This window comes from Acidimicrobiia bacterium, from assembly GCA_035948415.1.
Classification (GTDB): domain Bacteria; phylum Actinomycetota; class Acidimicrobiia; order IMCC26256; family PALSA-555; genus PALSA-555.
Genome location: DASZJD010000073.1, coordinates 1 through 24,976 on the forward strand (window position 1 = coordinate 1; position 24,976 = coordinate 24,976).

A 24,976-nucleotide genomic window follows, 5' to 3' on the forward strand; every position below is an offset into this window, starting at 1 on the left:
GCCTACGACGCGCTCGCCGAGCCGGTCCGCGGCCTCTGCGACCAGCTGGTCGCAATCCACCACGACCCGTGGTTCGCCGCCGACGTGGAGGCTAACGGGGGCTTCGAGTGGGACGGCGCGTGGGTGGACAAGCTCTACCCGGCCGCTCACCCGGTCGTGCGCACCCACCCAGAGACCCGCCGTGCCGGGCTGTTCGTGAATTCGCAGTTCACGCGCCTGATCCTGGGGGTCTCCGAGGTCGAGAGCGCTGCGCTGCTCGACATGCTCTACCGGCACTGCCAGCGGCCCGAGTTCGCCTGCCGGTACCGCTGGCACGAGCGGACGGTCGCCTTCTGGGACAACCGGGCCACCCTGCACTACGCCCTCGACGACTATGGCGACGCGGTGCGGATCGTCCATCGGGTGACGCTGCGGGGGGACCGTCCCTTCGGGCCCGCGATGCCGCCTCCGGGCACGGACTGATCACCGGGTGTGATGAGCCCACCGTTGATGGGCGAGGGCGTCGAAGCGGCGCGGGAACGAGCGTCGGGCTGCGACGCCGGTCGATGACACATCGGTGCTGCGGCGACTCCTGAGCCGGCTGCGGAGCGGGTCCGGTGCCGCCCGCGTCCTGGTCCCCGTGGCCGGCCTCGCGGTCGTGGCCGGCGTCGCGGTCGTCGTAGCCACGACGTCGACGGCCGCCCCCCCGACCGCGGCGCCGAGGTTCCCGACCAGGATCGTCACCCGGCCGGGAGGCGGGGTACCGGGCGCCGACTCGAGCTCCCCGGCGAGGATCGTGGACCCCGGGCGGGACCGGCCCAACCCGTTCGTGCTGGTGACGAACGGGAAGTACTACCTGTACTCGAGCCAATCGGGCACGTTCGATTCCCCGAACCTGCCGCTCTGGGTCTCGACCGACTTCGCGCACTGGAGCCCGGCGCGGGACGCCCTGCCCACGCTGCCGCGCTGGGCGACGTGGGGCTCGACGTGGGCCCCGGACGTTCGACGCGTCAACGGCGCCTGGGTCTTGTACTACTCGGCGCTCGTCAAGAGCCAGAACGGATGGACCCGGTGCATCGGGACCGCCACCGCGTCCACGCCGACGGGACCGTTCAAGCCGGTCGAACGGCTGCTGGTCTGCCAGCTCGATCGTCGCGGCTCGATCGACCCGCGGACGTTCGTCGACGGTGACGGCACCCTCTGGTTGCACTGGAAGTCCGACGACAACGCTGACCCGAACGGCACGCGGCACGCCTCCATCTACGCCCAGCGGTTGAGCGGTGACGGGCTCACGCTCGTCGGTCCGAGGACGGTGATCGTCACCGCCGACCAGCTCTGGGAGGGTCAGGTCGTGGAGGCCCCGCAGATGGTGCGCGCGAGCGGCCACTACTGGCTCTTCTACTCCGGCAACTGGTACAACACGCCGAAGTACGCCATCGGCGTGGCCGAATGCCGGGGTCCCGCCGGGCCGTGCACGAAACCGGCCTCCTCTCGGCCGTTCCTGGGGTCGAACACCCAAGGCTCCGGACCGGGCGAGTCATCACTCTTCGCCGACGGGAACGGCTACTGGATCGTGTATGGCCCCTGGGCGGTGAGATACCCGGAGAAGACGATCCGACCGGTCGCACTCGCCCACGTCGTCTTCAGCGGCTTCGGGCCATACCTGGGAGCCTTCTGACCGCGCCGGCGACGGCCGAAGATCGAATCGTCCAGGCGGGTCGGCGCAAGGCGACGGGAACGTGGTTCCGTCCTGGTTGCGACGAGCCGGACCGAGCTCGGGCTACCCGCGCTCGTCACGCTCCTGCGTCCGGCTGGCCCGATCCGCGGCCAACGCGCGTGGCGGTCGAAGCGCAGCCTCGATGACGGCGGCGACGTCACGGCCAAGCAATGCCGCGGGGTCAGTCCCTGTCTGGACCAGTGACATCAGCAGCGAGAGCACGATCGCCACGAGCCCGTTCGCGATCGGTTCAGCCTCGATGTCGCCGCGGACCACGCCGGCGGCCTGCTGCCGGCGAAGGCGCTCGCGGCACGCCTCGCGGAGCTGCTCGAGGGCCGGAATGGTCAGCAGCCGGACGCTGAACTCGGGCTCGAGCCCGGCCAGGATCCGCCGCGCCAGGGGGTGCCGCTCGACCGCAGCCACGAGCGCGAAGATCAGCGTCTCGCGCCAGCGGTCGACGTCGACGTCGTCATCAAGGGTCGACAACCCCTCGCCGATCACCGCCGCCGCGTCCTCGTCCACCGCCGCGACGAACAAGGCCTCTTTGCTCGGAAAGTAGGCGTAGGCGGCGGTGCCGCTGAGGCGAGCGTCGCGGGCGATCGCGGCGAGCGCAGTGTCGCGGTAGCCGTCCCGCCCGAAGCGGGCGATGGCGGCGTCCAAGACCACCTGCCGGGTTCGCTCCCCCTTGGTCATCGGCGATGCCGTCACCGTCACGGTCTCAGTATAAACCTATATTCATGGAATTGCGCTAATCCCTCAAATTCACTAGATTTCCGGGGGTCAGGACGCCCCCGGTGCGACCCGACGAGTGAGGACAGCCGAGGCGTCACCTCCGATCCGCCCGAAGGACGAGCCCATGACTGCGAGCCGAACTGCTTCGGAGGCCGCGAACACGAGCCGGGTCCGGCGCTTGAACCGCGCGTCCGGCGACCGGTTCGTCGAGCCTGACGTCGAGGTGACCGGTCGCCTGACCAACGAGCAGCCGATCCCCGACGAGCTGCTGTCGATCGCGGGACTCGATGTCTCGCTCACTCCGGCCCAGCGCGCCACCTTGGCCCGCGAGGAGCTCGCCTCGATCGTCCGGTTCGGGCTCCTGTTCGAGGCCGTGCTCATGTCCGGGTTCGCGTATCAGATGGCGCTGAGCGATGACGTCACGAATCCGCGCTTCACGTACGCCCTGCACGAGATCGGCGAGGAGACTCGGCACTCCCGGTTGTTCGTGCGCCTCCTGGACGAGCTCTCGCCCCGGCAGTGGAACCCGTTCGAGAGCAGACTCGCCACTGCGATCCGATCACGGCTTCTCCCCTTGCTCTTTCGGCGGCCAGCGACGCTCGACGCCCTGGTCCTGGTCGGCGAGGAAACACCGGATCTGCTCCAGCGGCTCGCAGCCGAGAACCCCGACACCGACCCGTACGTGCGAGACATCAGCCGATACCACCGCCTGGAGGAGGCTCGGCACTTGGCCTTCGCCCGCATGACCGTCGGAGAGCGTTACAAGCACGCGACGTGGACTGACCGGTTCGCGGTTCGCTGGATCGTGCCGCTCATGACCGTCTTCATGTTCGACATGATCGTGCAGCCCTTCGTCTACCGGACGGTTGGGCTTCCGTCGGTCCGCACCTGGCTCCGAGTCCGCCGGCAGCCCGAGCGCGTCGCGTTGCGCCGCCAGGTGGCTCGCGCCGTGCTCGATGGCCTGATCGCCGCCAATGTCCTCGAGCGCGGCCGCGTTCCCCTCTTCTGGCGACGCGTAGCCGGGTGAGCCGCCAGGCAGCCTGAGATACCAACGGCAGGACAGGGCGCGGCCAATGGAGGTCGACCACTTCCCCGCGACAGATGCAGGGGTGGTGGGATCTGTGGTGGGTACTGTCGAGCGGTTGGGTGCGCCCACGGTCTCCACCTCGTCGCCGAATCCTGGCGACGGCCATGGGTGGCGACTCGTCCGCGTCTTCGTCTCACTGGCTGTGGTCCTCGGCTTGATCGCGTGCAGCTCCGGGAGCGCATCGCGTTCCGCCGTTCGGGGACCGCCGACGATCACGCGCCCGACCATCTGGCTGCGGCGCTCGACATCGATCAGCCCGACCGCGTTGCCGCTCCGAGACCAGCACTACGTCACCGATGCGCCGAGACCGGGATACGTGTTCGTCTGCGATCCCAAGATGTTCCAGCAGCGCAATGGTCCTGGTGCGCGGCGCGAAGGCCCGTGGATCAACAGAGCGTCCGGTACCTACGACGTGACACAGAAGCCCGTCGACTCCGGGAACGTCCGCTACCCCAACGCGCGGTTCACGATCACGACGACCGGCACCCAGCGGGTGATCACCGGTAACGGCTTCCCACTCGGGGTGCCAACCGGACGGTTCCCGGTTCAAGCCAGCGAGCCGGCGTATCTATACGACCCGAACCCGAACGCGGTCACGGCCCAACACATCTCCTACTCGATTCCGCGCTACCCCACGCTGGCGGCATCCCCCTCATGTACCTATAAGGAGGTTGGGATCACGCTCGACGGCGTGCCGGTACATGTCCCGCTCGACTCCAGTGGCCGAAACGAACTCGCCTACCAAATCCAAGACGTCTGCACCGGCGTACCGCAACCCGGCGGCGGATATCACCGGTTCTCACTTTCCGAGTGCACGCCCAATATCCACGAACGAACCGCTCTGGTCGGTTACGCGCTCGACGGATTCGGCATCTTCAGCCCCTACGACGACAACGGGAAGGAGCTCACAACCGCGGATCTCGATGTCTGCCACGGCACGACCTCAACCATCCCGTGGGAAGGAAAGCACGTCACCACGTACCACTACGTGATGACACGAGACTTTCCGAACACGGTGGCATGCTTCCGAGGCACACCAACCAGAAATGCCTTCCCCGCTCTCCCCGGCGCTCCTCCACAGCGCTAAAGCAAATGGCGCAAGCGGCTGAATACGTCGGACCGCGTATGAACATGCCCAGGGTGGCCGATCTTGAGGCTCGGCTGGCACGACCGCCAAAGCCCGGAGCGTTCAGCGTTGCCAAGCTGGAGGGTCTCCCGGGCCGGGAAACGGCTCGGGACCCAGGCCGAGTCGTCAGACCCAGACACAGAAGGCCAGCACGTACACCACCCGAATGTCTATCGTCGCTCATGCCTCACAACGTCGTGCACTTCGCCATCCACGCCGACGACGTCGACCGTGCTCGCCGCTTCTACGAAGCCGTGTTCGGCTGGCGGTTCGAAGCCTGGGGCCCGCCCGGCTTCTACAACGTCATCACCGGAGACGACGACCATCCCGGCATCCACGGAGCGCTCCACAGCCGGGAGGAACGACTCGCTGGTACCGGCACTCGAGGCTTCACGTGCACCGTCGCCGTCGAGGATCTAGGTGCCATCCGCAGGAAGGTCATCGATAACGGCGGCACCATCACTTACCAAGAAGTCCAGATACCTACCGTCGGGACTCTCACCCAATTCCTCGACACCGAGGGGAACGAGTTGGCAGCGATGGTCTACGAGAGGGAAATGTTCGGCAGGTAAACCGTCCCCCATGACACCGCCTCAAGAGGAACGGCCAGTTGGCAGCGACCCCACCAAACCCGAGCCCAGCACTGCCAATCTCTACGACTGAAACGATCACCACTGACACGCACAGCCGGGACTCGGATGCGACCCTCGCCCTGCAAGCGGGGCGGGTCTCAGCGCACCTCTAGCGTTTCCTGAAGTTCCCCGCCGGCTGCGTGCGGTGCAGCGACGCGACGAGGACGGCCAGCAGAGGAGGTTGAGCAGCATGTCGTTCGTCACGAGTCACATGTCCATCTCTCTCGACGGTTTCGTGGCTGGACCTGACCAGAGCGAAGAGAACCCGCTTGGCGTCGACGGAATAAAGCTCCACCGCTGGCATCTCAACGATCCCAAGCACCAAGTCGACCAGGCCTTCACCGATCGGCTGCTCGGCCCCCGCGGGGCCTACATCATGGGCCGCAACATGTTCGGCCCGGTTCGTGGCGAGTGGGGCAACTCGGATTGGCGCGGTTGGTGGGGTTCCGAGCCGCCGTACCACGCCCCGGTGTTCGTACTGACTCATTACCCGCACGACCCAATCACGATGGAGGGCGGGACGATCTTCTACTTCGTCGATGGCTTCGACGCGGCCTTGGCCAAGGCGACGGAGGAGGCCGGCGACCGCGCGATCGACGTCGCGGGCGGGGCGAGCGCAGTTCGCCAGGCGTTGCAGGCCGGCTGCCTCGACGAGCTCGTGCTCGACCTCGTCCCGGTGGTGCTGGGGAGCGGGGAACGGATCTTCGATGACCTGTCGGAGCTATCCGCCGAGCCAGTCGAGGTGGCCACCTCACCGCTGGCCACCCATATCGTCTACAGGATTACTTAGCCAAGTGCTGAGCACAGGGCACGTGCCGACGGCAATTGAATACGCGCCATCCCTGCCGGGTGTATCTCAGGCGACGACGAGCCCAATCGCCGGTCCGCTGGGATCAAAGACGGTTCCGTTTGCGGCCCGTCAGCATAGGGGTGCGACATAGTCCACCTCACTGCAAGAGGGACGAGTTCGGTGCGCATATCTTGTGGAGCCGCGACCCGTTGCCTTCCTTAACCGACCGAAGCGGATCCGCATGGCAAGCAACACCGGGTGCTCTTGAAGGCGCTCGTCGCTCGCCACTCCCCTTCCCGCAGGATCCCCGGTTGGCTCGGAGTAGCGTCCGCATCCAGCGGACACGAAAGAGGTTGCAGATGCCCATTGGATTGCGATTGAACTTCCCAGAGAACACGATCGAGGACTACGACAAGATCTGCAAAGCACTCAATTTCCCGGCGGACTGGCCTGACGGGCTCATCGCGCATGGATCCCACGACGCGGGTGGGCACCTCGGCGTGAGCGACGTTTGGGAGTCCCGACGGCATTTCGACCGTTTCGCGGAAGGGCGACTGCAGAAGGCGATGGGCGAGGCGATGGGCGACCGCGCCCGGGCCCCTGAGATCACCGAGCGCGACTTTCACAGCTGGTATTCCCGCGAGGTCGGGCAGAGATGACGTGAGACCTTCCGCCGCGGTTCGACGCGACGGGATAGCACCCAACCGGACGACAAGACCGCCGGGATGGCGCAATCAGATCGGGATGCAGGGCACGCCGGGGACCCAACGATCAACTCAGCAGTCAACGACCGGGCGCTTGCTGATCGCGCGCTTTTGTGGCTGTCTTGTTCGATGGGTGCGTCGATCGAGCCGAGGACTCGCTGAGGACAGCGCGGCGGCCCATAGCCTTTGTCCGTTGATGGCTAACGAAATGGTGGCGAGTCGGCCTGTACGCCGGATTCTGTCCGGAGCGTCTGCCCGACGCTCCGGGGCGGCCATCCCTCTCGGCTGTCGGTTGCCCGCCAGCTCTAGCGGCCTACCCGGGGGTGTCTATAGACGGGCCGTCCTCCCCCTGTCTGGCCTTGCTCCCGGTGGGGTTTGCCGAGCCGCCCGGGTCACCCCGGGCGCTGGTGCGCTCTTACCGCACCGTTTCACCCTTGCCTGTGCGGCTGACGCCGCCATCGGCGGTCTGTTCTCTGTGGCACTGTCCTGCGGGTCGCCCCGACTGGGTGTTACCCAGCACCGTGCCCTGCGGAGTCCGGACGTTCCTCGGACCGACCGAAGCCGGCACGCGGCCGCCCGGCCGACTCGCTACCAGCGCCATTCTCCCACCCCCGGGGCACGGCGGTGGGGCGGGTCGGGCCATCGGGCCGGGGCCGCCGAGCCACGCCCTCTACGCTCTCCGCCCGATGGCCCGACCTGACGCACTCACCCGGGCTGAGTCCCGACTGGTGGATCGCCGGGAGCGCCTCCGCCGTGACGAGGTCGCGGCCCTTGCCGCCCTTCCACTCGACGCGCTGCCGGACCTCGTCGCGCTGGCGCACCGCGTCCGACTCAGCTTTTGCGGCCCGACGGTCGAGCTCGAGAGCCTCATCAACGCCAAGTCGGGGGCGTGTCCCGAGGACTGCGCCTTCTGCTCGCAGTCGGCCCGTTTCCACACCGACGTCGACGTCTACCCGTTCCTCGACCTCGACGAGGTGCTCGCAGCGGCGAGGGGGACCCGCGCCGCCGGCGCGACGCAGTTCTGCATCGTGGTGGCGGTGCGCAACCCCGAGGAGCGGCTGCTCCGGCGGGTCCTGGAGGCGGTGGGCGCGGTCCGGGGCGAGACCGGCCTCGAGGTCGCGTGCTCGCTCGGGCTCCTCGAGCGGGAGCAGGCGAACCGACTCGCCGCCGCGGGAGTCCGCCGCTACAACCACAACCTCGAGGCCTGCCGCGCCGTCTTCCCCAGCATCTGCACGACGCACAGCTACGACGACCGCGTCCGGACCGCCCGCATCGCCGCCGAGGCGGGCATGGAGCTGTGCTCGGGCGGGATCGTCGGCCTCGGCGAGACCCTCGAGCAGCGGGTCGACTTCGCGTTCGAGCTGGCCGCGCTCGACCCGTGCGAGGTCCCGATCAACTTCCTCGATCCCCGACCGGGCACGCCACTCGCAGCGCGGCCGCTGCTCTCGGCGCGCGAGGCCCTCCAGGCCGTGGCGTTGTTCCGACTCGTGCTGCCGTCGGCGTGGCTGCGCCTCGCCGGCGGCCGAGAGCGCGTCCTGGGCGAGCTCCAGGCCATGGGCCTGCTCGCGGGCGCGAACGCGCTGATCGTCGGGAACTACCTCACCACGGCCGGCCGCCCCCCCGACGCGGACGTGGCGCTGCTGGACGCGCTCGGCATGCCGGTGGCCGACGGGCCGGGCGAGGGTCGCTTCGTCGTCGACGGCGCCGGCGCCCATGCTCGCCCGCCCCGCGCGTCGATCCCGGTCCAGGCCGACTGACGCCTGGAGGGGCCGCCGGTCAGCGGAGGTGGCCGGTGTCGTTGAAGCTGATGAGCACCGGCCCGGACGGCCCGGGACCGACGCGCGAGATCGACGCCACGTCGAGCCGCAGCCGCCAGGCGAAGAGGTCCCCGAGGTCGAGCGCGACGAGGATCATCGTCTTGATCGGCGACACGTGGCTCACGACGATCACGGTCCCGTCGGCCGCCCGCTCCAGGAGCGCGAGCGTGCACGGCTCGACGCGACCACGCAGCTCGGCGAGACTCTCGCCGCCCGGCGGCGCGAAGGCGGGGTCGGCGCGCCACTGCGCCGCGACCGCGGGCGGGAGGTCGGCGAGGCGCCGCTCGTCCCAGTCCCCGTAGTCCATCTCCGTCAGGCTCGGCTCCACCTCGACCTCGACACCGGTCGCGCCGCCGATGGCGGCGGCGGTCTCGCGAGCGCGGTCGAGCGGGCTGGTCAGGATCAGCGAGACCGGGTCTCGACGCAGCGCCGCCGCGACCGCGGCGGCCTGCTCGCGGCCGCGCTCGTTGAGCGTCGGGTTCGCGCGACCGAGCAGCAACCCGGCCCGGTTGGCGTCGGTCTCGCCGTGGCGCACGAGCACGATCACGACGGCGCGCCCTCGCGGAGTCGACCCGACCGCAGGAAGGTCCGACGCGGCTCGATGAGATAGAGGTCGAACTGGCCCACGATCCACCACCAGCCCACGAGGCCGACGAGCTCCTCGAGGAGCACGACCCACCACGCGGGCAGCAGCCCTTCGTTGCCGAAGCCGTCGCCGAGGAACGGCCAGAGGAATACGTGGTCCTGCGTGAACGCGCCGGACAACACCAGCCCGACGAAGACGCCGATCGGGAGGCACAGCAGCCGGCGCCGCAGCAGCCGGGAGCGTCCTGCGGTGGCCGCCATCACGAGCGTGAACAGCCCGACCGCGAACACGAGGGTGTGCCCGACCGCCCGGTGCCCGACGGGCGCGTCGACGAAGAGGGGCGCCAGTGCGCCGAGCGCGACGAGGCGGTAGTCGAGGCCGCTGCTCCGGAACACGTTGGCCACGAGCAGGATCGAGAGGGCCGTGGACCAGAGCAGCACGACGTCAGGGCTGGTCGAGGGCGGCGTTCACGAGCAGGTCGGCGTCGGTGTTCAGCTCCCGGGGGACGTGGGCGAGGTCGACGACCTCGTACTCCGCGAGCAGGGCCCGGGCTCGCTCGAAGAGGGGCCGGAGCGGCGGGTGCTTGAGCTTCCAGGCCCCCTGCAGCTGACGGACCACGAGCAGGGAGTCGGCGCGAACCCGCGCCACCCGAGCGTGGTGCGGGCGCGCCGCCTCGAGGCCGGCGATGACGGCCCGGTATTCGGCCACGTTGTTCGTCGCCACGCCGATCCGCTCGCTGACCGTGGCGAGCCGGGTCGGCGGGTCGGTGGTCGGGTCGAGGACCACGGCTCCGATCGCGGCCGGCCCCGGGTTGCCGCGTGCGCCGCCGTCGCAGTAGATGAGGACCTCGTCGGGGCCCGTCACGGCACGAGGATGCAGCCGCAGTTGTCGCAGTAGGCGACGGCGCCGTCGCCCCGCCTGCGGATCTGGTCCACCTCGGTCGCCGGGACGGCGAGGTGGCAGCCCTGGCACGTCGACCCGACGAGGCGGGCGGCGCCGACCCCGTTGGCGCGGGCTCGGCGCCGCTCGTAGTCGGCGACCAGGCCGGGCTCGATCCCGGCCGCCAGCTGGTCGCGCGCCGCCTGCTCGACCGCCATCGAGGCCTCGAGCTCCTGCTGGCGCTGGCCGAGCTCGTCGCGCGTCCGCGCCGCGTCGGCCTCGGCCGCCTGCCACTCGGCGTCGACGGTGGCGAGCTCGCCGTCGAGCGGCTCGCGCTGCTCCATCGCGCCCAGCTCCCGGTCCTCGACGGTCCGCTGACGGCGCCGGAGCTGCTCGACGTCGGCCTGCAGCGCCTGCAGCTCGCGCGGTGACGCCACCTCACCGGAGTAGAGGCGACGCTCGGCGGCGCCGGCCTGCTCGCCGAGCTGGGCCGCCTCGTCGGCGAAGCGCTGCTCCTGGCGAGCGACCTCGTCCCGCTGGGCCTGCCGCGCCTGGCGGTCCGCCGCCAGGACCTCGCGCCGTTCGGTCAGGCCGGCGAGCCGGGCCCGCTCGGGCAGCGCGTCCCGCTGGTGGCGCAGCCGGTCCAACGCCAGGTCGCGCTCCTGGAGGGCGAGGAGCGGCTCGAGCGCGGTCACGCGTCGCACCCTACGAGCCGGGTGGCGCCCCCCACCATCCCCCGGCCGGCGCTACGTGCTCGGCGTCGTGCTGGGGGTCGTCCTCGGCGTCGTCGTCGGAGGCGCGGTCGGCGGAGCCGACGGCGGCGTGATCACCACCGTCGGCGGCGGGCCGACCGGCACCGACGGACCGCCCGGTAGCGCCCCCGGCCCGCCGGCGACGCGACCGAGCGGGGTGATCGTCCCGCCGGGCCGCTGGCACGCCGGCCCCGGATCGGGCAGCGGCAGCGCGGGCTGGCCCGCGAGGGCATGGTCCATGAAGTCCTTCGACGCCGGTGCCGCGGTCTGCCCGCCGAACCCAGCGCCGGGGATCCGGCCGGCCGGGTTGCCGTGCCAGATGAAGTCGGCGAGCTGCGCCCCGCCCGTGAACTCGAGGAAGTTGGCGTCGGTCAGGTTGTCGGTGGTGCCGGTCTTCCCGGCCGCGTCGCGGCCGTTCAGCTGCGCCGCGGTGCCGGTGCCGCCCGTGATCACACCCTTGAGGAGGTCGGTCTCGCAGTCGGCGGTGTCCTTGCTGATCACCTGGGTGCCGGGCAGGTTCTTGGCGTCGAAGATGACCTGGCCCTGCGGACCGACGATCTTTGACACGAACACCGGGCTGTGGTGCACGCCCTCGTTGGCGATCGTGCTCGCCACCGTGGCCATCTCCAGCGCCGTGGTCTCGACCGTGCCGAGCGTCAGGGTCAGGACCGGCTTCAGCGTGGTCTGGGTGATGCCCATCTTGTGGGCGGTGTCGATCACCTTCGGGAAGCCGACCGCCAGCTCGGTGCGGGCGAAGGCGCAGTTCACCGAGCCCGCGGTCTGCTGGCGCAGTGTCCCCACTCCCCCCGCCTCGGCGTTCTGGGTCATGCCCCACGGCGGCAGGACGCACGGCGAGGTCCCGTCGACGATGTCGTTCGGCGAGAACCCCGACTCGAGCGCGGCGGCGAGGGTGATGACCTTCCACGTCGACCCCGCCTGGCGGCCGGGGTAGAGGGTGGCGATGTTGTACTGGTGGCCAGCGAAGTTTCCGCCCCCGCCGACCATGGCGCGGACCTCGCCGGTCTTGGGGTCCATCGCCACCAGCGACCCGGTGAACCCGGCCGGGCTGCCGAGGTCGTGGTCGACCACGCTCTGGGCCAGGTCCTGCAGGCGCGGGTCCTGGGTCGCGTAGATCTTCAGGCCGCCCTTCAGAACCGCGTTCTGGCGCTCCTGGGTCGTCTTGCCGAGCGCGGCGTAGACCGGGTCGGTGAAGAGGCGCAGCTGGACCTCGGCGACCCAGGCGTTCGTGGGCCGCAGGTCCGACGGCGGCTTGATGGTCGGGAGCGGCTCCTGGTTCGCGGCGTCAGCCTGGGCCTGGGTGATGTAGTGCTCGATGACCATCCGCTGGAGGGCCTCGGCCCGACGCTTGCGGGCGCCGGCGGGGTTCGTGAACGGGTTGTTGCCCTCGGGGTTGTTGATGAGCCCAGCGAGCAGCGCCGCCTCGCCGACGGACACCTGGCCGAGCTGGGTCGCCTGCACCCCGAACGGGGACGCCGCGTCGGCCTTGAGGAAGAGCCGCTCGGCGGCGGCCTTCACCCCGTACGAGCCCTGCCCGAAGTACACGGTGTTCAGGTACTGCTCGAGGACCTGGCGCTTCGAGTACTTCTTCGCCAGCCGCAGGGCGAGGAGGATCTCCTTCAGCTTGCGGTTCACGTCCCGCTTCGAGGTCAGGATGCGCTGCTTGACGAGCTGCTGGGTGATCGTCGATCCGCCCTGGACGATCTGGCCCGACGAGATGTTCCGCACCGCGGCCCGGAACACCCCGTTGAGATCGATGCCGTCGTTGCTCCAGAACGTCTTGTCCTCGACCGCGATCACGGCGTTCTGCAGGATCTTCGGGACCTCGTCGAGGCTCACGTCCTCGCGGTTCTGGGTGCCGAGCTGGCCGATCTGGGCCCCGGTGGCGTCGTAGACGGTCGACCGCTGAGCCAGCGCCCGGAGCTGGCCGATGGTGTTGCTCTGGTACTGGTAGCTCTTGGCGAACACCGCCGTCCCGGGCAGGAGCGCGGCGAGGCACGCGCCCACGGCGAACCCTCCGATCACGATGGTGGTCACCAACCGCCGGGCGGCCGGCCTAAGCCGGAACATGAAGGATCCAGATTGGCACAGCGAGAACCCGATTCTTGGTTCGCCCCTGTCCCACAAGGGTCGTCGCACCCGGTCGGTAGCCTCCGGCGGTGAGCCGCGCCGAGCTCGGGCCTGACGGCGTCCCCGCGGGCGTGCCCGTGGTCGCCACCGCGTTCGGCGCCCCGGCCCGAGGCGTGCTCCGCGACCTCGTCGCGCGGGCCCAGGCGGCCGATCCCCTGGCCCCCGTGACGGTGGCGGTCCCGTCGCCGTACGCGGGGCTGGCGCTCCGCCGCGACCTCGGCCGACGCCGCGGCCTCGTGAACGTCCGGTTCCTCCCGCTCGCCCGCGTCGCGGAGCTGCTCGGGGCACCGGCGCTGGCCGACGCCGGTCGGGTGCCGCTGACCGCGGCCCGCCGGGTCGAGGCCGTGCACGCCGCTCTCGCGGCCGATCCCGGCCCCTTCGCCGCCGTCGCCGCGACTCGGGCCACCGACGACGGCCTGGCGGCGACGTTCGCGGAGCTGCGCGGGGTCGCACCGAGCGCGCTCGCGACCCTCGCCGCCCGGGGACCCGGCCCCGCGGGGATCGTCGCGCTCTACGAGCGCTTCCTGACCCTGACGCGCTTCGGATACGACGAGCACGACCTGGCCCGCGCGGCCACGACCGCGGTCGCCGGCGGCGCCTCCCTCGACGAGCTCGGCCGCGTGATCGTCTACCTCCCGCGCCGGCTCACGGTGGCGGAGGCGAGTCTGCTGCAGGCGCTCGCCGCCGCCGGTCGCGTCACCGTCGTCGCCGCCGACGACCGGCTGCCACCCGCGCCGGCGCCCGCTCTGCTCGCCGCTCCCGATCCCGAGGACGAGGCCCGAGCCGTGGTGCGCCGGCTCCTGGCGCGCGCCGAGGCGGGCACCGCGCTCGGCCGCATGGCCATCCTCTTCCCGGTCGGCGAGCCGTACGCCCGGCTCGTGCCCGAGCTCCTCGACGGCGCCGGCGTCCCGTGGAACGGTCCGTCGCCGACGCGCCTCGCCGACACCATCGTCGGCCGCATCCTCACCGGCGTCGTCGACCTCGTCGACGCCGACTTCGCCCGCGACGCGGTCGCGGCGTGGCTGGCGGCGGGCCCGGTCCTCGACGGCGGTCGGCGGGTCCCCGCGGCCCGGTGGGACCTCGTGTCCCGCGCTGCCGGCGTCGTCACCGGCGCCGACCAATGGGCGGCTCGCCTCGAGCACTACGCCCGGGAGCTCGACGCCGAGCTGGCGGCGACGGACGACGACGCGGCGGACTGGCACGTCGGCCGGCTCGAGCGCGACCGCGACCAGGCTCGGCGACTCCTCGCCTTCGTCGACGACCTCGTGGCCCGCGCCCGGCCGCCGGAGCCCCCCGGCTGGGCTGCGCTCGCGGGCTGGGCGCGCGACCTCCTCGCCCACTTCCTCGGGGGCGAGGGCCGGCGAGGCGACTGGCCGGACCCCGAGCTCGAGGCCGCCCGCCGGATCGACGACGCCCTCGGCGAGCTCGCCACCCTCGACGAGCTCGGCAACCCGGCTGGGATCGCGCGCTTCCGGGCCGCCCTCGACGCCGCCCTCGACGCGCCGGGCGCCCACGTGGGCCGGTTCGGGACCGGCGTCTTCGTCGGACCGCTCCACGCCGCCTACGCGGCGGACTTCGATGTCGTCGCCGTCCTCGGCGGCGCCGAGGGCACCCTCCCGCCCCACGGCCGGGAGGACCCCTTCCTCTCCGACGCCGACCGCGCCGCCGCCGGGCTCGTCACGACCAGTGCGCGCCGCGGTGAGCAGCGGCGCGACTACGTCGCCGCGCTGGCGGGCGCCGAGGCCGCGCTGGTGTCGTTCCCCCGCGCCGACCCGCGGGCGCAGCAGAGCCGGCTCCCGGCCCGCTGGCTGCTCGACGTCGCCTCCGGCCACGCCGGGCGACTCGTGAGCGCCGAGCAGCTGCGCGATTCGGAGCCGGCGCCGTGGCTCGAGGTGGTGGCGTCGTTCGAGGCCGGCGTCGTCCGCGACGCCGAGCCGGGCTCGCTTGTCGAGCGCGACCTCCGGGCCCTGACCGAGTGGCGCGACGCGGGGCGCGCCGTCGCCGACCACCCGCTCGCCGAGGGGGCGCTCGGGCGCGGCTACGCGCTCGCGGCCCGACGGGCCTCGGCCGCGTTCACGGCGGCCGACGGCAACGTGGGCCCGTCGACCGGTCGCGGCGAGGACGGGCGGCCGATCGGCGCCACCACGCTCCAGGACTGGGCCGTCTGCCCGTTCCGGTACCTGCTGGGCCGGGTGCTGCGGGTCCGCGAGCTCCCGCGTCCCGAGGCCGCGGACACGATCCGTCCCCTCGAGGAGGGGACCCTGATCCACAGCATCCTCGAGCGGTTCGTGCGCGAGCGCCCGCCGTCGTCCCCCTCGAAGGCCTGGGACGAGCGCGATCGGGCCCGGATGGCGGCGATCGTCGACGCCTGCTGCGACGACGCGGAGGCGCGCGGGGTCACCGGCCGACCGCTGCTGTGGCGGTTCGCTCGCCGTCGCATCGAGCGGAGCGCGCTCCGGTTCCTCGACATCGACGCCGCCCGCCGCCGCGAGCGCGACGCCGCGCCCGCGGCCGACGGGCTCGAGCTGGCCTTCGGGATCGGCGGGCAGCCGGGCGTCGTCGTCCCGCGTCCCGGCTCGGAGCCGGTCACGTTCCGCGGCCGCATCGACCGCGTCGACCGGTCCCCCGACGGGACCCGCGTCGTGGTGTACGACTACAAGAGCGGGAACCCGGACCGCTACCCGCGGCTCGACCAGGATCCCGTCGACGCCGGACGGCTCCTCCAGCTGCCCGTGTACGCGCTCGCGGCGGTCGAGCGCACCGGCGCGCGGCACGCCGAGGCGTACTACTGGTTCACGCGCGCGGCCGCCGTCGAGGACGCCTTCGACGGCTTCGTGCTCGACGCGCCGGTCCGGGCCCGGTTCGACGCCGTCGTGAACGCCATCGTCGACGGCGTCGAGCAGGGATGCTTCCCCGCCTACCCCGGTGAGCCCACGTACGATCCTCGGGGCCAGCGTGAGACCTTCGACCACTGTTTCAGCTGCCCGTACGACCGCCTCTGCCCCCTCGACCGGGGGGCGGCGTGGGCGCGGAAGGCCGGGGACCCGGCGCTCGACCCGTTCTGGGCCCTCGAGGCCGAGACCGATCGGGCGCCGTGAGCGTCGTGCACGACCAGCCCGCCCGCGACCGGGTGCGGGACGCGCACGACACCAGCCTCTTCGTCGAGGCCGGTGCCGGGACGGGCAAGACCACCGCGCTCGTCGACCGCGTCGTTGCGCTCGTCGCCGCCGGTCACGTGGAGCTGCGGCACCTCGCCGCGATCACGTTCACGGAGGCGGCCGCGGCGGAGCTGCGGGACCGCGTGCGCGCCGCGCTCGAGCAGGTCACGGCGGCCGCGGACCCGGCGCGCGACCCGATCGAGCGACAGCGTTGCGCGGCCGCCCTCGAGCAGCTCGACGAGGCGGCGCTGACGACGCTCCACGGGTTCGCGCACCGGATCCTCAGCGAGCATCCGTTCGAGCTCGGCCTGCCACCCGGCTTCCGAGTGCTGGAGGAGATCGAGGCCAGCGTCGCGTTCGAGCAGCGGTGGGCCGCCCTCGTCGACGAGCTCTACTCGGACCCCGCGCTGCAGGACGCGCTCACGACCTGGCTCGCGGGCGGGCTCACGGTGGCGAACCTTCGGCCCGCCGCCGTCGCCCTCTCGACCTACCACGACCGGCTGCCGCCGCCGGCGGACCCGCCGGCGACGCCGGCACCGCGGGTGGCGGACCTGCGCGTGTCACTCGACCGGCTCCTGGCCCTGCGGCGGGACGCCTGCACCGACGGCGAGGACCTCCTGGCCCGGCACATCGACGCCCTCGTCGCCTACCGGGACGCCCTCGCCGCCGCCGCCGATCCGCTCGACGTGCTTGACGCGATCTTCGCCGTGCCCCGGCTCGAGTGTCGCCGCGGCCGGCGGGCCTGCTGGCACGACGTCGACGCCGCACGAGCTGCCTGCGCCGACGCCGAGGTGGTGCGGGTCGACGTCGTGAACGAGCTCCGCCGGGGCGCCCTCGCGGTCTTGACGACCCGCCTCGCCGCGTTCGCTCGCCGGAGCGCCGACGAGCGCCGCCACGAGGGTCGCCTGTGGTTCCACGACCTCCTCGTGCTCGCCCGCGACCTGCTGCGCGACCACCCCGGAGCCCGGTCGGCCACCGCGGCCCGCTACCGGTGCCTGCTGGTCGACGAGTTCCAAGACACCGACCCGCTCCAGATCGAGCTCGCGGTGCTGCTGGCGACGTCGGACCCGGACCCGGCGCGCCGGCGATGGTCGGACGTCGAGGTCCGACCCGGCGCCCTGACCCTCGTCGGGGACCCGAAGCAGGCCATCTACCGGTTCCGCGACGCCGACCTGCGCGTGTACCACGAGGCCCGCGAGCGCCTCGGCCTCGAGCCGGTGGCCCTCGTCGAGAACTTCCGGTCGGCGCCGCCGATCCTCGACGCCGTCAACCACGTCTTCGAGACGCTGCTCGACGAGATCGCCGGCGTGCAGGCCGCGCACGTGCCGCTGCACGCGCACCGGGACGTCCCCGCCGACCGGACTCGGGTCGCCGCGATCGGAGCGGCGGCGGAGGCGCCGGTCGCCGAGGTGCGCAAGCACGAAGCCGCCGAGATCGCGGCCACCGTGCGCCAGATCGTGGACGAGGGCTGGCCCGTGGACGACCACGGACGCGTCCGCGCCGCGGTCGAGCGCGACATCGCGCTCCTCATCCCGTCGCGGACGGTGCTGCCCGCGCTCGAGGCGGGCCTCGAGGAGGCCGAGATCCCGGTGCGGGTCGAGTCGCAGAGCCTCGTGTACTCGACCGCGGAGGTCCGCGACCTGCTGTCGGTCCTCGCCGCCGTCGACGACCCCACCGACGAGATCGCGATCGTCGCCGCCTTGCGCTCCCCCGGCTTCGGGTGCACCGACGCCGAGCTCGTCGAGCACGCCGCCGCCGGCGGGGGGTGGGACTACCGCCGGGAGCCGGCGGTCGGCGACGCGGACCCGGTCGCCGGCGCGCTGCGCTCGCTGCGGGGCTTCTGGGAGGCGCGATGGTGGCGAACCGTGAGCGGGACGGTGGCCGCGGTCGTGCGCGAGCGGCGGCTGCTCGAGCTGGCGGCGCGACATCGACGGCCGCGGGACCACTGGCGGCGCATCCGGTTCGTCCTCGACCAGGCGAGAGCCTGGGAGGACGCGGGTGAGACCAGCCTGCGCGGGTTCGTCGAGTGGGCTCGTCGGCAGGCCGAGGAGGGGGCGCGCGTCAACGAGTCGGTCGCCCCTGAGCCCGACGACCCGGCGCTGCGGATCCTCACCGTGCACGGCGCCAAGGGCCTCGAGTTCCCGATCGTGATCCTCGCCGGGCTCAACACGGTGCCGTCGAACCAGCCGCCGCCGGTCCTCTGGGGCCCGTCCGGGCCCGAGCTGCACGTGGGCGCGGCGTCGCGGGGCACCCTGGTCGAGACGCCGGGCTTCGCGGCGCGGCGGCGCGACGAGCAGGCCCACGACGAGGCCGAGCGCCTCCGCCTCCTCTACGTCGCGATGACGCGGGCCCGGGACCACCTGGTCGTGAGCCTGCACCACAAGGCGAACGGCCCCTGCCACGCCGCGCGCCTCGCACCCCGGCTGGCCGCCGCCCCCCACGAGGACCTCGTGCCACGCCAGGGCGCCCCGCCGCGCCGCCCTCGCGTCTCGCCGCCGCCCGCCAGCGCCGACCCCGCCCGGCGCCAGGCGTGGATCGAGCACCGGCTCGCTGTCATCGAGCGCGCCAGCGCGCCGGGCTCGATCGCGGCGACGACGTTGGCCGAGCTCGAGCGCGAAGACCTCGAGGTGGCGGTGGACGCGCGTCCGCCGTGGCAGCGGGGTCGGGCCGGGACCGCGCTGGGCCGCGCCGTCCACGCCGTCCTCCAGACCGTCGACCTCGCGACCGGCGCCGGTCTCGAGGCGACGGCACGCGCGCAGGCCCTGGCCGAAGGCGTCGGCGACCGCGAGGCCGAGGTCCGGACGCTGGCGGCCAGCGTCCTCGCCGCACCGACCGTGCAGGCCGTCGTGGCCGGCGGCTGGCCCCGGTGGCGGGAGGTGCCGGTCGCGGCCGAGGTCGAGGGCGTCCTCCTCGAAGGCTTCGTCGACCTCCTGGCCCGCGGCCCGGAAGGCCTCGTCGTGGTCGACTACAAGACCGACCGGGCTCCGACCGACGCCGACCTGGACGCCGCGGTCGCCCGCTACTCGGTCCAGGGCGCGGCGTACGCGCTCGCGCTCGAGGCCGCGCTGTCAGAGCCGGTGGCTCGGTGCGTGTTCGTGTTCGCCCGGGCCGGCGGCGCGCTCGAGCGCCCGATCGTCGACCTGCCCGCCGCGATCAGTGCCGTGCGCGAGCGCCTGGTCTCGATCCCGGCGTGACCGCGGACTGGAGCCGGGTCAGACCACGCGGACGTTGCGGGCCTCGTCGCCCTTGCGACCGGGACCGATCTCGAACTCGACCTTCTGGCCCTGCTGCAGGGTGCGGTAGCCCTCGCCCTCGATCTGCGAGAAGTGCACGAAGACGTCGTCACCGCCCTCGCGGGCGATGAACCCATACCCCTTCTCGGCATTGAAGAACTTCACGGTGCCGTTGACCATTCGATCAACTCCTCAGCGCTCGCAGTTGACCAACTGATCAACGCTCCTTCAAACCGCCGCAAACCCTAGCAAGGCACCCCGCGCCGCCCGCGGCCTGGTGCCGGGGCGTCCGGGCGGCTAGGTTGAGAATCACTATCAGGATGGTTCTTGGATCAGGAGGGTCATGGCCCGCGATCGATCCGCCCGATGGCGCCGCGGGGCCGCGGTCGTCCTGGTCCTCGGGGCGGTCCTGGCCCGCGGCCCGGCCGCCGGCGCCGGCACCACGGGCGCGGCGGGCGGCCGGCTCAGCGTGGTGGCCACCGTCAACATGTGGGGCAGCATCGCCAAGCAGCTCGCGGGAACCCAGGCCAGCGTCACGAGCATCATCACCAACCCGAACACCGACCCGCACAGCTACGAGGCCACGCCCGCGGACGGGCGCGCGATCGCGTCGGCCCGCTTCGTCATCGAGAACGGGGTCGGCTACGACCCGTGGGCCCAGCGGCTCCTGGACGCGAACCCCGGCGGCAGCCGGACCGTCCTCAACGTCGGCCAGTTCCTCGGCGTCCCGGCCGACGGGAACCCGCACCAGTGGTACTCGCCCGACAGTGTCCGGCGGTTCACCGACCGGGTGACGACCGAGCTGTCACGGCTCGACCCCCGTGACCGCGCGTACTTCGCGCGCCAGCACGCCGCGTTCGAATCGGCGCTGGCGCCCTATCACGCCCTCATCGCGCAGATCGGGGCCGAGTTCGGCGGCACGTCCATCGGGGCGTCCGAGAGCATCATGAGCCCACTGGCAGCCGCGCTCCGGCTGCCGCTGCTGACGCCGACGACGTTTCTCCGGGCGATCAGCGAGGGAACCGATCCCACCGCGGCCGACAAGACCACCGTCGACCAGCAGATCCAATCGAAGGCCATCAAGGTCTTCGTGTTCAACAGCCAGAACTCCACTCCGGACATCGCTCGGCTCGTGTCTGCGGCCAAGCGGGCGGCGATCCCGGTGACGACCGTGACCGAGACCCTGGCGCCGCCCACGACCACGTTCCAGGCCTGGCAGGTCCGCCAGCTGCAGGCCCTCCGCGCCGCCTTGCAGCGAGCCGTCGGCCGGGCCAGCACCGCGCCGTCCTCGTGACGCCGGGACGCGGCGACCTCGACGGCGCACCGGGGCGCCCCCGGGTGGTGGACCCACCGGTGTCGAGCCCGGCGGTCGAGCTCCGAGGCGCCGCCGCTCGCGTCGGGGGCCGGACCGTGTGGCACGACGTGGACCTCACGGTGCAGCGCGGCGAGCTCGTCGCCGTGCTCGGACCGAACGGCGTCGGCAAGTCGACCCTGCTCCGGGCGCTCCTCGGCCTCGTGCCGCTCGCGGCCGGCGACGCCGTCGTCCTCGGCGCCCGGCCGGGATCGGCCGGACCCCGCATCGGCTACCTGCCGCAGCGTCGGAGCTTCGACCCCGGGCTTCGGATCCGCGGCGTCGACGTCGTGAGGCTCGGGATCGACGGGCACCGCTGGGGTGTCCCGCTCCCGGGTGGGCGAGGCCGGCGCGCCGTGGACCGCCGCGTGGCCGAGCTCGTCGAGCGGGTGGGGGCGTCGGCCTACGCCGGGCGACCGATCGGCGAGTGCTCGGGCGGCGAGCAGCAGCGGCTGCTCATCGCGCAGGCCCTCGCCCGCGACCCGGCGCTGCTGCTCCTCGACGAACCCCTCGACAGCCTGGACCTCCCGAACCAGGCCGCTGTGATGGCGCTCGTCGAGCGCATCCGGTGCGACGGAGACGTCACCGTCCTCGTCGTCGCCCACGACGTGAACCCCGTCCTCTCCTACCTCGACCGGGTCGTGTACCTCGCCGGCGGCGGGGCCGCGATCGGGACGCCCGAGGAGGTGATCACCACCGAGACCCTGAGCCGGCTCTACGGGGTCCCGATCGAGGTCCTGCGCGCGTCGGACGGCCGCCTCGTGGTCGTCGGGCAACCGGAGGCGCCCACCTACCACCCGTCGCTGCACCGGAGCGAGCATCGTGACGCTGGCTGACGCCGGCTCGACGCCCGCGCCCTCCTGGAACCTCGTCGACGACGTCCACCAGCTGCTGTCGTTCCACTTCATGGTCAACGCGTTCCGAGCCGGGACGATCGTCGCCGTCGTGGCCGGGGTGGTCGGCTGGTTCGTGGTCCTGCGTCGGCAGGCGTTCGCGGCTCACACCCTGTCACTCGTCGGGTTTCCCGGCGCCGCCGGCGCGCTGTGGCTCGGCGCGTCGGCGACCGTCGGCTACTTCGGCGCGTGCGCCGCCGGCGCCGTGCTCGTCGCCCTGGCCCGGGGTGACGGCGGCGACGGCGACGCCACCGAGGCGGCCGTCATCGGGACGTTCCAGTCGTTCGCGCTCGCCGCCGGCTTCTTGTTCGTCACCCTGTACTCGGGGTTCCTGACCGGCGTGGAGGCGCTCCTGTTCGGCAGCTTCCTCGGCATCACCGACGCGCAGGTGTTGGCCCTGGCCGCGGTCGCGCTCGCCGCCCTCGCCGTCGTGGCGCTGACGGGCCGGCGGCTGCTGTTCGCGTCCGTCGACCCGGACGTCGCCGCCGCGGCCGGGATCGGGGCGCGGCGACTCGGCGTCGCGTTTCTGATCGTCCTCGGGCTCGCGGTCGGCGCCGCCAGCCAGATCACCGGCTCCCTCCTTGTCTTCGCGCTGCTCATCGCGCCGCCGGCGACGGCCCACCTCCTGACGGCCCGGCCGGTCGCGGGGCTCACCCTCTCGGTCGCGCTCGGGCTGGCGACGGTGTGGCTGGCCCTGGCCGCCGCCTACTACTCGAACCGACCCGTCGGCTTCTGGGTCACCTCGATCGCCTTCGTCGGGTACCTGGGCGCCCGCACGGGCCGCTGGGCGCGCGAGCGCCGGGCGGCGCGGGCGTGACCGTCGCGTCGGTGCTCGCCGTGGGCTCGGGCATCGGCGACCTCCTCGCGCACCCGTTCATGCGTGAGGCGCTCCTCGCGGGGACCGCGATCGCGGGGGCTGCTGGTGTCGTCGGCTACTTCGTGGTGCTGCGGGTGCAGGTCTTCAGCGGCGACGCCCTCAGCCACGTCGCCTTCGCCGGCGCCCTCGCCGCCCTCGCGGCCGGGCTCGACCTGCGCCTGGGTCTCTTCGCCGCCACCATCGGCGCCGGCGCCGTCCTCGGGTGGCTCGGGCACCGAGAGGCCTCCGACGTCGTCGTCGGCACCGTCTTCACCTGGGTGCTCGGCCTCGGGGTGCTCTTCGAGAGCATCTACGCCACCGCGAGCAGCGGGTCGAACGGGACCGCCGGGGTGCGCGTGCTCTTCGGCTCGATCTTCGGGCTCAGCGCCGCGGACGCCCGGACCGCGGCGTTGATCGGCGTCGGGGTCGTCGCGGTGACGCTGGTCCTCGCCCGCCCGCTGCTGTTCGCCAGCGTGGACCCGGCGGTGGCGGCGGCCCGCGGCATCCCGGTCCGTGCGCTCGGCGTCGGCTTCCTGGCCCTCGTCGGCGCCTGCGCGGCCGAGGCCACGACCGCGGTCGGCGCGCTGCTGCTCGTGGGCCTCCTCGCCGCTCCCGGCGCGACGGCGCGCCGGCTCACGGCGCGCCCGTTTCTCGGGCTCGGGCTGTCCGCGGGGCTGGCCGTCGCCGCGGTGTGGGCGGGCCTGACCGCGAGCTACCTCGTCGACGTGCTGCCGCCGAGCTTCTCGATCCTCGCGGTCGCGACCACGGCCTACGCGGTGAGCCTCGTCGTCAGCCGGACCGGGGCCGGCGCCGGGGCGACGCCCGCCGCTCAGCCCAGCGCCGGGGTCTAGGCGCGGCGGTCTAGGCGCGGGGGTCTAGCCGGCCGTGGGCGCGTCGAACGCGTCGCCGTCGATGTTCAGGACCACCCCGGCGTAGCCCTCGTCGTGGCCCCCCGAGTACTGGTGGATGCGCTGATGGAAGTACCAGCTGGTGTCCGGGAGGTAGGGGTCGCCCCACACCGAGGCCACGCCGTTCCAGTGCGCGAACCAGATGGCGTCCGGCACGGTGTAGTTCGGGTAGCCGACGAAGCGCAGCTGGTCGGCGATCCCCGACGCCGCGCTCGAGTAGAAGCCGGCGACGTAGCCGTCCTGGTGGAGCTCCCAGTCCCAGCCGTTGATGAAGTTGATGACCGCCGACACGCACGGTCCGTTCGAGTTGTCGTAGGCCTCCATGTCGAAGTAGATCGGTGTGCCGCCGCCGAGGCCGAGGAGCCGGGCGTGCAGCACGGCGTCGTCGGCGGCCACGACGCCCTGCGGCCACGGCGCGGCCGGGTTGATCGTGGCCCCGATGCCGGAGCACGGCGCCTGCAGGCCCACGTAGAGGGGAGCGAGCCGCCAGCCCCAGGCGCCGACCTGCGACACCCACCCCGCGGTCAGGTTCGGCTGGCTGCAGCCGCGGTTGCCGCCGCCGATGTAGACGCCGATGGCCCGATACGGGGAGTTCAGCCACGCTCCCATCTCGCCGGTCGACGGCGCCGCGCAGGTGTCGAAGCCGAGGCCGGTGAAGACGCCCGGCGGGGGCGGCGGCGGCGACGGGAGCGGCCGGCAGGCAGCCAGGATCCCCGCTGCGAGCAGGCCGGCCGCGACCACGGCGAGGCGCGTCCGTCGGTGTCGGTCACGCATGCTGGAAGCTGGCGAGGATCTGCTCGGCGAGCGCCGCGCTGTTGGCGTACGTGACGACGACGACCAGTCCCTGGTCCGGGAACACCGCCGTCAGCGCGCCCGACGTCTCGCCGTGCGGGTCGACGGTGACCCGCAGGCCGTTCAGGGTCTCCGCCTGCGTGGCCACGGCGGCGTCGGTCTGCGCCCGGGCGTTCAGCGGCTCGACCTGGACCGACTCGGTGTGCCCGAAGGCGTGGGCCGGGCAGCGTGCCGTCGATCCCTGCTGACCCAGGTACACGGCGTGGGCGTCGAGGCGCACGCAGCGTGACTGGTCGGAGGCGAGGTCGTAGACCGGCCAGCCCGTGGGCACCCCGAAGACCAGGCCGGCGTAGCTGACGCGCTGCGCGGTGGCCGCGTTCGTCGTCGTCGTGGTGGTCGGCGCCGTCGTCGTGGTGCTCCCCGTCGTGGTGGTGGTGCTGCCCGTCGAGGACGTCGTCGTGCTCCCGCTCTGGTGGACGCGGGACGCCACGCTCGGGCCGGAGCCGCCGCAGGCGGCGAACGCGGCACCGCCGGCGAGGATCGCCGCCGTGGCGACGATCCGGAGTCGAGCAGTCGTCATCGCGCGTCGAGTCACTCGGTCATCCGCGAGGGAAGGAGGGCGTGGCGAAGCGTAGACGGTCGCCGTGATGGGGTCCCAGCCACACGCGGCAACATCGGCGCCCGGCGCGCCGACCTTGAGCGGCGACTCAACCGCCTGCAGCCGTGCGGCGGTCGAGGGCCACGGCCGTCCCTTGCGGGCGATCTATCCGTTTCGCGCGTCGGCGGTTCCGTCGTGCCGGGGCGGGTGGGTGCGCGCGGCGCCGGCGAGTTCGCCG

The 24,976-nt window shown here is 72.6% G+C and carries 23 protein-coding genes and 1 other RNA gene; 14 read left to right on the top strand and 10 right to left on the bottom strand.

Annotation, left to right across the window (positions count from 1 at the left end; translation table 11 throughout):
- Window positions 1-462: TauD/TfdA family dioxygenase (locus tag VG869_10005; GenBank protein HEV3451528.1), on the top strand; the 462-nt coding region annotated here is incomplete at its 5' end.
- Between the two features lie 94 nt (window positions 463-556).
- On the top strand, window positions 557-1,657 hold the full coding sequence (locus tag VG869_10010; protein HEV3451529.1) for a glycoside hydrolase family 43 protein: 1,101 nt from the start codon (window positions 557-559) through the stop codon (window positions 1,655-1,657).
- 102 nt (window positions 1,658-1,759) lie between these two features.
- Here VG869_10010 and VG869_10015 read toward each other — a convergent pair whose 3' ends face one another.
- Window positions 1,760-2,410, bottom strand: coding sequence for a TetR family transcriptional regulator (locus VG869_10015; protein ID HEV3451530.1), 651 nt, complete (start codon window positions 2,408-2,410; stop codon window positions 1,760-1,762).
- Window positions 2,411-2,552: 142 nt separating this feature from the next.
- Between VG869_10015 and VG869_10020 the strand changes: the two genes are divergently transcribed.
- From VG869_10020 to VG869_10040, 5 genes are all read left to right on the top strand, one after another.
- The gene (locus tag VG869_10020) at window positions 2,553-3,455 is read left to right on the top strand and encodes a diiron oxygenase (protein HEV3451531.1); all 903 of its coding nucleotides are present in this window, start codon (window positions 2,553-2,555) and stop codon (window positions 3,453-3,455) included.
- Window positions 3,456-3,501: 46 nt separating this feature from the next.
- Window positions 3,502-4,602 (top strand): YHYH protein, encoded by a 1,101-nt coding sequence (locus tag VG869_10025; protein HEV3451532.1) that lies wholly within the window; start codon window positions 3,502-3,504, stop codon window positions 4,600-4,602.
- A 221-nt stretch (window positions 4,603-4,823) separates the two neighbouring features.
- Window positions 4,824-5,213: a VOC family protein gene (locus VG869_10030; protein HEV3451533.1), complete on the top strand. Its 390-nt coding sequence runs from the start codon at window positions 4,824-4,826 to the stop codon at window positions 5,211-5,213.
- Window positions 5,214-5,463: 250 nt separating this feature from the next.
- Window positions 5,464-6,063 carry a dihydrofolate reductase family protein gene (locus VG869_10035; GenBank protein ID HEV3451534.1) on the top strand — a complete coding sequence of 200 codons (600 nt, stop codon included), beginning with the start codon at window positions 5,464-5,466 and terminating at the stop codon, window positions 6,061-6,063.
- A gap of 377 nt (window positions 6,064-6,440) precedes the next feature.
- On the top strand, window positions 6,441-6,722 hold the full coding sequence (locus tag VG869_10040) for a hypothetical protein (GenBank protein HEV3451535.1): 282 nt from the start codon (window positions 6,441-6,443) through the stop codon (window positions 6,720-6,722).
- Between the two features lie 256 nt (window positions 6,723-6,978).
- Here VG869_10040 and rnpB read toward each other — a convergent pair.
- An RNA gene (gene rnpB / locus VG869_10045) (RNase P RNA component class A) lies at window positions 6,979-7,355 on the bottom strand.
- Between the two features lie 98 nt (window positions 7,356-7,453).
- Here rnpB and bioB point away from each other — a divergent pair.
- A complete protein-coding gene (bioB, locus tag VG869_10050; GenBank protein ID HEV3451536.1) occupies window positions 7,454-8,524 on the top strand; it encodes a biotin synthase BioB in 1,071 nt (356 codons plus the stop codon).
- Between the two features lie 19 nt (window positions 8,525-8,543).
- Here bioB and VG869_10055 read toward each other — a convergent pair whose 3' ends face one another.
- From VG869_10055 to VG869_10075, 5 genes are read right to left on the bottom strand one after another with little or no spacing between them, the layout of a single operon-like run.
- Window positions 8,544-9,131, bottom strand: coding sequence for a histidine phosphatase family protein (locus VG869_10055; GenBank protein HEV3451537.1), 588 nt, complete (start codon window positions 9,129-9,131; stop codon window positions 8,544-8,546).
- Window positions 9,128-9,610: a hypothetical protein gene (locus VG869_10060; protein ID HEV3451538.1), complete on the bottom strand. Its 483-nt coding sequence runs from the start codon at window positions 9,608-9,610 to the stop codon at window positions 9,128-9,130. Before VG869_10060 ends, VG869_10055 begins: the two co-directional genes overlap by 4 nt.
- Window positions 9,611-9,614: 4 nt before the next feature.
- Window positions 9,615-10,034, bottom strand: a complete 420-nt coding sequence (locus tag VG869_10065) for a ribonuclease HI family protein (protein HEV3451539.1) — start codon at window positions 10,032-10,034, stop codon at window positions 9,615-9,617.
- The gene (locus VG869_10070) at window positions 10,031-10,744 is read right to left on the bottom strand and encodes a C4-type zinc ribbon domain-containing protein (GenBank protein HEV3451540.1); all 714 of its coding nucleotides are present in this window, start codon (window positions 10,742-10,744) and stop codon (window positions 10,031-10,033) included. The genes VG869_10065 and VG869_10070 overlap by 4 nt, the downstream gene beginning before the upstream one ends.
- A gap of 51 nt (window positions 10,745-10,795) precedes the next feature.
- Window positions 10,796-12,856: a transglycosylase domain-containing protein gene (locus VG869_10075; GenBank protein ID HEV3451541.1), complete on the bottom strand. Its 2,061-nt coding sequence runs from the start codon at window positions 12,854-12,856 to the stop codon at window positions 10,796-10,798.
- Window positions 12,857-12,978: 122 nt separating this feature from the next.
- On the opposite strand from VG869_10075, the gene VG869_10080 reads away from it, so the two are divergent.
- Window positions 12,979-16,047, top strand: coding sequence for a PD-(D/E)XK nuclease family protein (locus tag VG869_10080; GenBank protein HEV3451542.1), 3,069 nt, complete (start codon window positions 12,979-12,981; stop codon window positions 16,045-16,047).
- Entirely contained in the window at window positions 16,044-19,301 is a 3,258-nt protein-coding gene (locus VG869_10085; protein HEV3451543.1) for a UvrD-helicase domain-containing protein, read from the top strand. The genes VG869_10080 and VG869_10085 overlap by 4 nt, the downstream gene beginning before the upstream one ends.
- Window positions 19,302-19,319: 18 nt before the next feature.
- On the opposite strand, the gene VG869_10090 is transcribed toward VG869_10085, so the two are convergent.
- Window positions 19,320-19,520: a cold-shock protein gene (locus VG869_10090; GenBank protein HEV3451544.1), complete on the bottom strand. Its 201-nt coding sequence runs from the start codon at window positions 19,518-19,520 to the stop codon at window positions 19,320-19,322.
- 163 nt (window positions 19,521-19,683) lie between these two features.
- Here VG869_10090 and VG869_10095 point away from each other — a divergent pair, with 163 nt between their 5' ends.
- From VG869_10095 to VG869_10110, 4 genes are read left to right on the top strand one after another with little or no spacing between them, the layout of a single operon-like run.
- The gene (locus tag VG869_10095) at window positions 19,684-20,634 is read left to right on the top strand and encodes a zinc ABC transporter substrate-binding protein (protein ID HEV3451545.1); all 951 of its coding nucleotides are present in this window, start codon (window positions 19,684-19,686) and stop codon (window positions 20,632-20,634) included.
- Window positions 20,635-20,678: 44 nt separating this feature from the next.
- Complete coding sequence (locus tag VG869_10100; protein ID HEV3451546.1) at window positions 20,679-21,527, top strand: metal ABC transporter ATP-binding protein; 849 nt, start codon at window positions 20,679-20,681, stop codon at window positions 21,525-21,527.
- On the top strand, window positions 21,514-22,401 hold the full coding sequence (locus VG869_10105; GenBank protein ID HEV3451547.1) for a metal ABC transporter permease: 888 nt from the start codon (window positions 21,514-21,516) through the stop codon (window positions 22,399-22,401). Before VG869_10100 ends, VG869_10105 begins: the two co-directional genes overlap by 14 nt.
- A 59-nt stretch (window positions 22,402-22,460) precedes the next feature.
- Window positions 22,461-23,291 carry a metal ABC transporter permease gene (locus VG869_10110; GenBank protein HEV3451548.1) on the top strand — a complete coding sequence of 277 codons (831 nt, stop codon included), beginning with the start codon at window positions 22,461-22,463 and terminating at the stop codon, window positions 23,289-23,291.
- Window positions 23,292-23,315: 24 nt separating this feature from the next.
- Here the strand turns inward: VG869_10110 and VG869_10115 are convergent, their stop codons facing one another.
- Window positions 23,316-24,122 carry a DUF1906 domain-containing protein gene (locus VG869_10115; protein ID HEV3451549.1) on the bottom strand — a complete coding sequence of 269 codons (807 nt, stop codon included), beginning with the start codon at window positions 24,120-24,122 and terminating at the stop codon, window positions 23,316-23,318.
- Window positions 24,115-24,735, bottom strand: a complete 621-nt coding sequence (locus tag VG869_10120) for a hypothetical protein (protein ID HEV3451550.1) — start codon at window positions 24,733-24,735, stop codon at window positions 24,115-24,117. The genes VG869_10115 and VG869_10120 overlap by 8 nt, the downstream gene beginning before the upstream one ends.
- Window positions 24,736-24,976: the final 241 nt, after the last annotated feature.